Below are 11,104 nucleotides of genomic sequence, written 5' to 3'. Positions count from 1 at the left end.
TGGCAAACCAGATCTCAATAAACCCAGAGGCGTGTGACTTCTACCATTGCCGATATAAATCACCGACAACGCCGTTACGCATTAACCCTAGAAGCCCACCATTCCTATACCTGACAGTCCTCTGCGAAATTGCAGAGGAGGTCATGGGTGAGCGTACAGAAGAGACAATCGGTGGTGGGGCTGCGCATCTTAGCGCCGAAGCTGGAGAAGTTCTCAGACCGGCAAATTGAAGTCGCCCAGACCTGGGCTTTACAATTTAACGTACCGCCCTCCAAGCTGACCTCCTTCATCGATACCTATCTGAGTTCCACTGTCCATACTCGTTGCTGGTGCGTAGCCCTGCCCTCTACAGATGATCAAACACGGCCGGTCCTGGCCAGAATCGGCGATCACCTCCAGTACTTCGATGGTCATCAGGTTAAGGCCTGCAAAATCTTCAGCAAGGACCGCGTGCATAAGAGAAAACCCACCGCAATGGTGGCCCAGCAGCTACTGCTCAGGTTTGAAAAACGCTGGTATGCAGACGTCCTACTGACCTCCTTCTGCAAGTCGGCTGGAGAGAGGGCGAAAGCCCTATCGATTGAAGATCTCGGAAGCTTTAATCGCCGCGGCTTCGATTGGACGGCGAGCAGCAATCGGTACTTCAATCCCCGCACCCGATTTTACCTGAAGCAGATTGGCAGCACGCTGAAGCAGTTTTGCCAGTGTCTGGACCAAGAGCTTTTATTCGCCATTCGTTCAGCGCAATGTCCCTCACCCAAGCTCTATAACTGGCTGGCTCAAGGTGACCGAAAACGCCGCCTTCAGGCCCTAAAAGCCCAGCCAGTACTGATTCCACTTCTGGTACTAGCAGATCAATGGCCGTGGCCGTGGGATGGGCAGCAGCAGGTATACATGAACTGCCCATGGGATGAACTTCAGACGTGGCGCCCATACTGGAGTGAGGACCGTTATTTGATTTCCGCTGAAGAGTGCCTGCTAGGTCGCATAGCCGACGCGGGCCTCCCCCTTTCCGACACACTGGCTTGGCTGCTACAGGCGCCGCGCACTGCAGTGCGCTACCTGGGTCAACAGCGGGTATTCGATACCGGCAGTGCATTGACCCGTATCAGCCGCGAGGGGCCACAAGGACCCTGGCATCGACTGCTGCTGGGAGCCTCACTGGGCAATCGCCGTCCTCTTAAAAAAGCGCACTGGATCACTCTCTTCGCGCTGCTGGATAAAATCCCGTATCAACTGCTGGATCAAACGCAGGACTGGAACAGGCTGCTGTCAGGGTGTCCAACTGATTGGTCGGACGACAATTGGTCCAAAATCGCCGACGACTTTCGAGACCTGAACGAGCTCTTTAACAACGTTGATGAGAGCGACGGACCAGCTTCTGGTGAAGCACTGCAGAAACTCAAAAGCTTCATTGCTACTGCTTCCTATCACCAGATCGCCAGCTTGGTGAATGGCTTTCACCTCGCGTTGATAGACATCCGTGAGGCTTTAGATGCAGTAGATCCACAAACAAGAACAGACTCTTTAACGCCCTGGAAGCCGCTGCTTTATTCAACCAGCACACCCCTCGTAAGTCCAAATGGGCTGCAAATTATCGAACTGAAGTGCCCCGCCGATCTTGATGCGGAACATCGAGCGCTGGGCCATTGCATTGATGGTTACGACTACAGTGCTTATCGGGGCATCTGCCGTCTTTTTTCGGTTCGCGAAAACGGGAAATCGTTGGCCTCTGCAGAAATCCAAATGGATGAAAGTGCCTGGGGCGAAACGTTAGCAAAATTGACTCCAAAACACCTGGTGACGATACAACTGAGAGGGCTCCGCAATCGCACACCTAAGTCGGGCTCCAGGGTTGACCGGGCCTATCAATGGTTTTGGGCAAAGATCAAATCGGGTGAGCTCGCCATTAACCTGGAATGGCCCGACCAAACACTATCCATGTCGCGCTATACAAATCGAAACCGGAAAAAAATGCATGCCCAGGCCTGTGCGGAATGGATCAACCAACGATTGAGCAGGACATGAGTCGTCCACGTCTGATGAACCGCCGGCAGGACCTGGTCGAAAAAGTCATTTTTGACGGCTATGACTTCGGGGTCTTAATGCAATACGTTGAGGGTGCGAACCGGCTGTTTCTCGAACGTAATGGTTTCTATATTCGGCGTGCCGAGCATCCTCAACATCGCTATTGGCGATTACCAAAAGGCAAGTTGCTGGATGACCTGGATGTGCTCTTCCACCGTTTGATGGAGTTGTCCGAGGACCGTTTCAATGAAAGTTGGGAGACGTTTTCACATAAAATCACAGCCGCACAAAACGACCCAGATCGGCAGGCATTCACGTGGGGGCTGACCTTTCGGATAGCTCCACTCTTTCAGGGCGGGATCCTGCTGTCAGGTGACTACCATCCTGGCGCGGTAGCCGTTTCAAGGCGCATGCACGGCGTGTTTCTCGGGCATTCCAAGTCCTGGCGCATCGACGCTGGTGCGGAAGTGGTGCGAAGCAATCTGATCCTGGAACTTGGATTGTCGGAGGATCAGTTCGAAATACTCGACACCGTGCAAGAGCTGCTGACCGACGGTTCTGTTGTTCCAGCTGATGAAATCACCCGCATCAGTCTTGGTGGACCTCCACAAGAGCGCGCTGCAAAAGCGGCTGATGACAGCACCTCAACCGATGTTTATCTAGCCGCGGTGCCCTCAATCGAGCGCACCGGGTTCACCACCGAACAGATTAACCAGGCATTGGCTGGTTATTCTTTACTGGACCATCAACCGGCAGGCATCCGGCACTTGCTACAGCGCACAAGCGCCTTGCTTGCGGATGACATGGGGCTGGGCAAAACTCGCCAGGCAATCATTGCCGCTGCGATCCGAGCAGCTGATAGACCCATCTTGGTAATCACCCTGTCGACGTTGATCATCAACTGGCAACGCGAAATCCAGATGGTGTATCCCGAGGCCACAATCGGACAACAGGTCTTTGATCCCTCTTCGCAGTGGATTATCACCAACTACGAACGCCTGGGCGATTTTGTTCTGCATGCTGGACACTTTGACGTGATGATCATCGACGAGGCGCACCGTCTGAAAGAGCCGACCGCCGCGTGGACACGTCACGGCTTCGACATTGCCGCCAAGATACCCAACCGCTACCTGCTGACGGGTACGCCAGTCCTCAACCGAGAATCTGAGCTGCACACGCTGCTACGGCTATCCGGCCACCCCGTTGGGAAACTGCCCTTGAAAGAATTCTGCGAACAGTTCGCCGGCAGTCAGGATTTCCGCATGAATCTGCGGGACGCAATCGGCGATTGGATGCTTCGTCGACGCAAGGATGTCCTGCCCGGTCTCAAAGGCAAACAGCGCCAAACATTACCCGTCGAGCTCACTGCTGAAGAGCGCAAGCAATACGATCAAATACGGCTCGAAGACAGGCCTAGCCTCGCCAGATTGGGATCACTACGTCAGTTGCTTGAGCAGGTAAAGATTCGTGTCGTAATGGATCTGCTGTGCGAACTGGACGCGGAGGACAAAGTTATCTTGTTCTGTGAGTTCAAGGATACGGTAGGGACACTTCGCACTCGTTGCAAGCAAGCTGAGTACGGGTGCGTCACGGTTGTCGGCAGTGACTCTGTAGGCAAACGGCAGAAGGCGATCGATCAATTCCAAAGTGATCCAGAAACCCGCGTCTTTGCCGCCACTACCTCCGCTGCCGGCACCGGCAACAACCTCACTGCGGCCAACTATGTGATGTTCCTGGGCCTCCCCTGGACGCCTGGACTGCAGGACCAGGCTGAGGACAGGGCCTACCGCAATGGGCAATTGCGCATGGTCGTGGTGAAAATCCCGCTGGTGGAAAACACAATCGACCACATGCTCTGGCAAATGCTGCAGGATAAGCGTCAGTTGGCAAGTGACCTCATTGAGCCCGACGCGGCCCGCAACGCGAGACAAGCATTGGCGACCAATTTGTAGATCTGCGTATATCACTGCTTAGTGGCTGAGACCTTGTAAACGTACTTGGAACCATCACTTTTGTTTTCTGGAATCTAAAAGGCCTCCCCATCGGCAACCATAGTTTCGTTCGATATCTGGAAAACTTCCGAATGTGGCAAATCTATTTAGAGTTTACCCACTTTGCTCGTATTCATTTCGAGGAGTCGAACATAATTGACTTTTTAACGTATTAGAATCTTCCCATCGCTCATAATGGCCCTCGACACCCATTCAGAAGAGACTGATCTCACTGAAAGGCACGGACAGTTTTGGCGGACTCGTTGAATCCAGCGCGATCCGCCAATATCCAACATCATGCCAAGCGCCATGCTTGAATCCTACTTCTGGATACGTACCGATGTGAGCGAAGCCTAGTGCTTCATGCAGCCCCACGCTGCCATCGTTTGGCAGCGCGATCCCGGCATAGGCTGCGTGAAACCCTTGCCTTTTCAATGTCGGCAGCAACACGCCATACAGTGCCCGGCCGACCCCGCTACGGTGCGCTTCTGGCGATATATAAACGGTGACGTCGACCGACCAGCGATAGGCCTCACGAGCCCGGTGCTGACTGGCATATGCATAGCCGATGATCTGGCCGTCTCGCTCCGCTACCAGATACGGGTAAGTCGGTAAAGTCGACCCAATCCGCTTGGCCATCTCTTCGACGGTAGGGGGCTCAAGCTCAAACGAAATCGCGGTGCGTTCAACCATCGGTGCGTAAATTGCCTGGATGGCTTGAGCGTCCGAAATCTGCGCAATCCTGACTGTGGTGTTGCTCATTCTCTATCCCCTTGGTCGCTCAAATCGATCTTTGATTGACTCGTTTCGAGAGTGCCTCGGCGCTTTCCTTGCGCTCCGAATAGCGGTCTACCAGATACGTTTCCCGGCCCCGAACCATCAGCGTGAACTTCACCAGTTCCTCCATCACGTCCACAACACGGTCGTAGTAGGCAGATGGCTTCATACGCCCTGCGTCGTCGAACTCCAGAAAGGCCTTGGGTACTGACGACTGGTTTGGGATGGTGATCATCCGCATCCAGCGCCCAAGGATCCGCAGCTGGTTCACGGTGTTAAAGGACTGTGATCCACCGCAGACCTGCATGACAGCGAGCGTCTTGCCCTGGCTAGGCCGGACAGCGCCCATCGTGAGAGGAATCCAGTCGATCTGGGCTTTGAACACGGCAGACATTGCACCGTGACGCTCTGGCGAACACCACACCTGTCCCTCTGACCACAGAACCAGATCCCGCAGCTCTTTAACCTTTGGATGGTCTTCCGGAGCGTCATCAGGGAGAGGCAGACCCGAGGGATCAAAGATGAAGGCCTCGGCTCCCATTAGAGTCAGGATGCGCGCGGCCTCTTGGGTCAGTAGCCTGCTGAAAGAGCGCTCACGGGTTGAGCCATACAGCAACAAGATGCGTGGCTTGTGCGTCGGTTGCTCGTTGCCTTGCAGGCGATCCAGTGTGGCGACGTCGATTAGCGACTGATCCAGGTTAGGTAGATCTAGACTGCTTTCCGAGGAAAATTCGTCCATTACAGTTCACCCATTCGATCTAGTTCGCGTTTCAATTCCTGCGGTGTGAGCGCCGAATGATCCAGACTGAAGAATGCGTCGAAACGTCTTTTAATCTGGACGACGGTTGCGTCAAATGCGGCCTGGATTTCGCTATCTGTTCCTTCAACATCGGAAGGATCGGCAAGCCCCCAGTGGCTTTTGACAGCAGGCCCGAAATAGACCGGGCAGGGTTCGCCTCCAGCCTTATCACACACGGTGATCACCACATCCGGTGGTGAGTCCGAAAAAACCTCTGAGCCTTTGCTGTAGAGATGTGTGGTATCGATGCCTAGCGCTTGCAGCGTGCTCACGGCGCGGGGATTCAGCTGCCCGCTTGGGAAGCTGCCCGAACTGACGGCAGTAAAACCGCTCGGGGCCAAGTGGTTGAACAACCCCTCCGAGAGAACGCTCCGGCAGCTATTTGCCGTACACATAAATAGTACTTTCATGGGTTTCTCCTAGACAGGGATGCTCAGCCGCAACGCCAGTGCCACCAGCGTTACCAGCAAGATAGGAAGGGTGAGGATGCTGCCGACTTTGAAGTAGTAGCCCCAGGTGATGCGGATATTTTTCTGCGACAGCACATGCAGCCACAGCAGCGTGGCCAGACTTCCGATGGGCGTGATCTTGGGGCCAAGATCGCAACCGATGACGTTGGCGTAGATCATGGCCTCACGTACCAGTCCCGTAGCGTCGCTGCCCTGAATGGACAGAGCGCCGATAAGCACACTCGGCATGTTGTTCATGATCGAGGACAACAGCGCAGCGGTGATACCGGTGCCCAAGGTAGCGGCCCATAGGCCATGCTCGGCAAATATGTTCAGCAGCCCCGAGAGCGAGTCGGTTAGGCCGGCATTACGCACGCCATAGACCACCAGATACATGCCCAGCGAAAACACGACAATTTGCCAGGGCGCATGCTTGATGACCTTTCTCGTGGAGATGATTTGGCCTTTACCTGCGATGACCAGCAGGATCATCGCACACGCAGCAGCAACGGCGCTGATGGGGATACCTAACGGCTCCAGTGCGAACAGACCAACCAGCAGCAGGCCAAGTACCCACCAGCCAGCAATGAAGGTCGCCCGATCACGAATCACCGACTCTGGGGCCTCAAGCTGATCCGCGTCGTACTGGGCGGGAATGTCCTTGCGATAGAACATCCAGAGCATGAACAGTGTCGCGGCCACGGCCACTAGGTTCACTGGCCACATGATAGAAGCGTATTCATCGAAACCCACGCCAAAAAAGTCTGCCGAAACGATGTTCACCAGGTTGGACACCACCATCGGCAGACTGGCGGTATCAGCGATGAAGCCTGCGGCCATCACGAATGCCAAGGTGGATGCCGGGCTGAAACGAAGCGCCGTCAGCATCGCGATGACGATTGGGGTCAGAATCAGTGCGGCTCCATCATTAGCGAACAGTGCCGAAACGGCTGCACCGAGCAGGATCATCAGCGCAAATAGGCGTCCGCCTTTGCCCTGACCCCAGCGAGCGACATGAAGCGCCGCCCACTTGAAGAATCCCGCTTCATCGAGCAACAAACTGATGATGATCACAGCAATGAAGGTCGCGGTAGCGTTCCAGACGATGTGCCACACAACCGGCACATCCCCCAGACTTACGACGCCAGTCAGTAGTGCCAGAACGGCACCCGCTGCCGCGCTCCAGCCGACACCTAACCCCTTGGGTTGCCAGATAACAAAGACGAGCGTAACTACGAAAATCGATGCTGCGATGAGCATGGGTGTGTTCCAGATCAGGAGGTCAGCAGCAGGAGGCTTGGCGCACGGGTCTGTCTTCCATGGAAGCCAGCCGCCCTTGATGGTCGTTAACCCAGGACTGGTGCGCCTGCGTAGTAACATTCAGAACATCCAGTGCCCACTGTTCAAGCTCGGGATGTAACCGGTAGTAAACCCACTGACCCTGCCTCCGATCTGCGAGTAACCCGCAAGCCCGCAGTTGGGCAAGATGCCTGGAGACCTTCGACTGGTTATCGTCCAGTGCCCAGATCAACTCGCACACGCACAGCTCACCCTCAGCCGAAAGCATGAGCATGATCCGAGCGCGAGTTTCGTCCCCCAGGCATTTGAAGAAGGTGTGTGGTGCAAGGCTCATAAGCAATTGCTCCGTATATGTGGATAATCGAATATACAGATTCAATCACATTCAGCCTACTTGCACAAATGCCTGTGGCGGGAGTTAACGATGGGGGGCAATGCTCACCGGTCGACCACGGGGTAGCGACCCGGAAGGATTAGCAATCGCCTCAGCACGCGGACGAAGGTTTGATTTTCGAATGGATGTTCGCTGAAGCGATTTTGGATTCAGTACGCTAAGCGTAATGGCAGGATAGCTGGTCAGGTCGAATGCAATTGAGTGGTCAGCGCGAATGCAAATGAATGGTCATCGTGAATGGAAATGGGTGGTGAGATGCTAGGTAATTTTCCACCTTGGTCGCGTCATCTTTGTATAGCCTATAAATACCTATAGACGTAGTTTTCTATTTCCTACTGCGCAGGTAGTACCAGCCTGTCACCGTTCCCCTATCATTACAGGGGGCCTCTCGGCACATGATCAGGCACGTTACCACGCTCTCGCTTCTAGCGTTAATCGCCAGTTGCACGACCCAAACGGCGCAGACACCCAAGCCCGCTTTCGACAGCAGTCGCAATCCGGACATGTTGACGCCAGACCTCTATCCTGGCGGCGCCGTTCCTGAAAAAGAACCAGTAGTGCGCTATGGCCGCTACACCCTCGTCAGCACGCTGCCAGATTCTGGCCAACGTGACCTGATGGCTCAGATTATCGACATCAGCATTCCAGCCAACATGCACCCAAATGTGCGTGAGGCCATGCAGTACGTGGTGGACCGTTCAGGTTATACGCTTTGCTCGGCAGACTCTGGCCACGTCAACATCCTTTACACCCGACCACTCCCAGCAGCCCAATATAAACTTGGCCCTATGACCCTGCGTAACACCCTGCAGGTGCTCGCAGGTCCGGCCTGGCAGGTGAAGGTCGACGAGGTCAACCGTCAGGTGTGCTACGTCCTGCGCCCTGGCTACCAGCTCCCGGACTCTCCACGTCCTGCATCAACTCAGATTGCCCAACTCAACACATCGACAGCTGCACAGCCTATCGCAGCGAAGAGCAATAACAATGATGCGGGCAGCCAAGTAGTAGTCGCCGCCGTTCCCCAAACAGCGCCTTTCACAACAACGGCATCAGCCGCTACCCCTGTGGCGAACACTGCACCAGCCAAAACCGTGGCCCCTCCTAGGGTGATTACCAAGGATGGCTCTACAAAACAAACGTCTGCCTTGCCGACTCAGAGTCCGGCCTCGACCTCGTCCAGCAACCCAGATGCCAAGGCCGCTTCAACTCCGAAACTGGTCACCGCGCCGTCCGCAGTTTCTGCAGCGCCAAAGCCGGTTGCGACGGACATTGCAGCGCCGAAGCCGCTGGCCCAGACATGGACGGCTTCAACTGGCTCAACCCTTCGTCAAACCGTCGAAGGCTGGGCTGAAAAAGCGGGCTGGAAACTGATGTGGCAGGTCGATGATTTGGATTACTCAATTGACGCTCCACTTCGATTTGAGGGCAGTTTCCAAGAAGCCATTGGGTCGATTTTCCCTCTCTACGACTCGGCTCCACGGTCCTTTCTGGTCGATGTGGTCGACAGTAACTCCTCACAGCGGCTGATTTTTATTACAGAGAGGAACAAATGATGACTGCTCGTCTCTGGATCAAAAGCACAGCCTTGTCACTTATCGTCGCACTGGTGAGTTCCTGTTCGCTGCAGCGTGTGAATGAATCGGCCAGCCGAGCTGAAAATGACGCTGCGACAGCCTCTCAATACAGCCGATTTCTGAGAAATCAGCAGCAAGAGTCCGCGCGCGCTACGGTGGTGTTCAGCGACAAACCATGGGTGTCCAAAAAACCGCTGGTCGCCAAGCGTGGTTTACCGCTGACCATGGATTGCGACATCACCTATCGCCCCTCATATAACGTTGGGATCGCTGAGATCGCGCAGTACATCACTAGTGAATGTGGTGTACCGGTCATCGTAGCCCCTGACGCAATCGACCCAAGTGTCCTTTCCAGTTCGACGCAGGGCAACTCAGGACCTGCAGTTCCACCTGGTTTGGGCTCTGCCGACAACCTGACCAACTTCATGCCCGCCGGCGTCATCGGCAATGTTCCGAGCAACGCCCGCTCAATGAATTCGATTGGGCTGACTGCACCCAACACATTCCCCATTAAGTACAGCGGCAAGCTGTCAGGGTTGTTGAATCAAGCGACCTCCCAGTTGGGCTTAGCGTGGAATTATTCCTCCGATGATCGAAGCGTGCATGTCACTTACTTCGACACCAAGACGTTCGACGTCTGGGCATTTGGTGATGACCAGGTCATTGAAAGCACAGTGAAGTCGGGCTTGCTGACCGCTACAGGCAGCGGGAGCAGTTCCGGTGGTGGTGGCGGCGGATCTTCGTCGACAGGTGCATCGGGTGAATCAGGCAGCAACCAGAGCACCACCGTTACCATCAAGACCTCGCTGATCGGAGACATTGAAAAAAACGTCAAGGCGATGCTGAGCCAACAGCCCCAAGGTCGGATGTTCCTCTCGCGTTCCACTGGCACCCTGACGGTAAGTGATCGACCAGAAGTACTCTCAAACGTTGCTAAATACCTGAATTCGATCAACAGCAGTATCACCCGTCAGGTGTTGTTCAACGTCAAAGTTTTCGAGGTAACTCTCACCGACACAGACCAGACCGGCCTGGACTGGACGGCTGTCTATACGTCCTTGAGCAACAAATGGGGCTTTTCGCTGAAGAATGCCACCACCGGCATAAGCACGGGCGCGGTGTCGGGCTCGTTGAGTATTTTGGACACGTCGAAGTCTCCTTGGGCTGGCTCCAACTTAATCATCAAAGCACTTTCCGAACAGGGCCGAATCTCGAACGTTCGCTCGCCGTCGGTCACCACGCTGAATCTGCAGCCGGCACCCATCCAGATCGGCAACGTAAAGAGCTATGTCGCATCAAGCTCGACAACCACTACGGCTTCCGTTGGATCGTCTACTTCGCTCACCCCCGCGACTATCACCAGCGGCTTCAACATGATGTTGCTCCCTCGAATCATCGACCAGGACAACATGTTGCTGATGATCACCCTGAGCATGAGTAGCAAACCGACCTTCACCACTTTTACGAGCAACGGCTCCAGTGTCCAGACAGCGGATTACGACACCAAGAATCTGTCGCCCAAGGTCAAATTGCGCAGCGGTCAAACCCTCGTACTGACTGGTTTTGAGGAGAACAGCGAAAACGCAACCAAGTCTGGCGTAGGGGATCCTGGATTCTTCGGTTTGGGCGGCAGCCGTGTCCGCACCACAGGGCACAGCGTACTCGTAGTGCTGATTACTCCTGTTGTTGATAGCGACACAGGCAGCCCCAGCGCGGTGATTTCACCTGCTGCCAACGAGCCTTGGGGCTCTTGCCCTACCCCACTGCTGCATTGCACAGGTTCCAAGGGGTAA

The 11,104-nt window shown here is 55.0% G+C and carries 9 protein-coding genes; 4 read left to right on the top strand and 5 right to left on the bottom strand.

Annotation, left to right across the window (positions count from 1 at the left end):
• Nucleotides 1–147: 147 nt before the first annotated feature.
• Together ODQ19_RS21485 and ODQ19_RS21480 are read left to right on the top strand one after the other, a co-directional pair.
• Nucleotides 148–2,028 carry a hypothetical protein gene (locus tag ODQ19_RS21485; RefSeq protein ID WP_330211137.1) on the top strand — a complete coding sequence of 627 codons (1,881 nt, stop codon included), beginning with the start codon at nucleotides 148–150 and terminating at the stop codon, nucleotides 2,026–2,028.
• Nucleotides 2,025–3,980, top strand: a complete 1,956-nt coding sequence (locus tag ODQ19_RS21480) for a DEAD/DEAH box helicase (protein WP_169850811.1) — start codon at nucleotides 2,025–2,027, stop codon at nucleotides 3,978–3,980. The genes ODQ19_RS21485 and ODQ19_RS21480 overlap by 4 nt, the downstream gene beginning before the upstream one ends.
• Nucleotides 3,981–4,232: 252 nt before the next feature.
• Here the strand turns inward: ODQ19_RS21480 and ODQ19_RS21475 are convergent, their stop codons facing one another.
• Genes ODQ19_RS21475 through ODQ19_RS21455 form a run of 5 tightly spaced genes read right to left on the bottom strand, consistent with a single transcriptional unit; the run spans nucleotide 4,233 to nucleotide 7,677 of the window.
• On the bottom strand, nucleotides 4,233–4,781 hold the full coding sequence (locus ODQ19_RS21475; protein ID WP_169850812.1) for an arsinothricin resistance N-acetyltransferase ArsN1 family B: 549 nt from the start codon (nucleotides 4,779–4,781) through the stop codon (nucleotides 4,233–4,235).
• A 19-nt stretch (nucleotides 4,782–4,800) separates the two neighbouring features.
• The gene (arsH, locus tag ODQ19_RS21470; protein WP_169850813.1) at nucleotides 4,801–5,535 is read right to left on the bottom strand and encodes an arsenical resistance protein ArsH; all 735 of its coding nucleotides are present in this window, start codon (nucleotides 5,533–5,535) and stop codon (nucleotides 4,801–4,803) included.
• Complete coding sequence (locus ODQ19_RS21465; protein WP_169850814.1) at nucleotides 5,535–6,005, bottom strand: arsenate reductase ArsC; 471 nt, start codon at nucleotides 6,003–6,005, stop codon at nucleotides 5,535–5,537. Before ODQ19_RS21465 ends, arsH begins: the two co-directional genes overlap by 1 nt.
• 9 nt (nucleotides 6,006–6,014) lie before the next feature.
• The gene (locus ODQ19_RS21460; protein ID WP_169850815.1) at nucleotides 6,015–7,304 is read right to left on the bottom strand and encodes an arsenic transporter; all 1,290 of its coding nucleotides are present in this window, start codon (nucleotides 7,302–7,304) and stop codon (nucleotides 6,015–6,017) included.
• A 22-nt stretch (nucleotides 7,305–7,326) separates the two neighbouring features.
• Nucleotides 7,327–7,677: a metalloregulator ArsR/SmtB family transcription factor gene (locus ODQ19_RS21455; RefSeq protein ID WP_065869863.1), complete on the bottom strand. Its 351-nt coding sequence runs from the start codon at nucleotides 7,675–7,677 to the stop codon at nucleotides 7,327–7,329.
• Nucleotides 7,678–8,132: 455 nt separating this feature from the next.
• On the opposite strand from ODQ19_RS21455, the gene pilL2 reads away from it, so the two are divergent.
• Together pilL2 and pilN are read left to right on the top strand one after the other, a co-directional pair.
• A complete protein-coding gene (pilL2, locus tag ODQ19_RS21450; RefSeq protein ID WP_169850816.1) occupies nucleotides 8,133–9,290 on the top strand; it encodes a PFGI-1 class ICE element type IV pilus protein PilL2 in 1,158 nt (385 codons plus the stop codon).
• On the top strand, nucleotides 9,290–11,104 hold the full coding sequence (pilN, locus tag ODQ19_RS21445) for a PilN family type IVB pilus formation outer membrane protein (protein WP_019818091.1): 1,815 nt from the start codon (nucleotides 9,290–9,292) through the stop codon (nucleotides 11,102–11,104). Before pilL2 ends, pilN begins: the two co-directional genes overlap by 1 nt.

It is taken from the genome of Pseudomonas sp. AM4(2022), assembly GCF_036346515.1.
Classification (GTDB): domain Bacteria; phylum Pseudomonadota; class Gammaproteobacteria; order Pseudomonadales; family Pseudomonadaceae; genus Aquipseudomonas; species Aquipseudomonas paracarnis.
The sequence above is the reverse complement of the archived record's forward strand: the minus strand, read 5'-3'. Positions and strand labels throughout refer to the sequence as shown.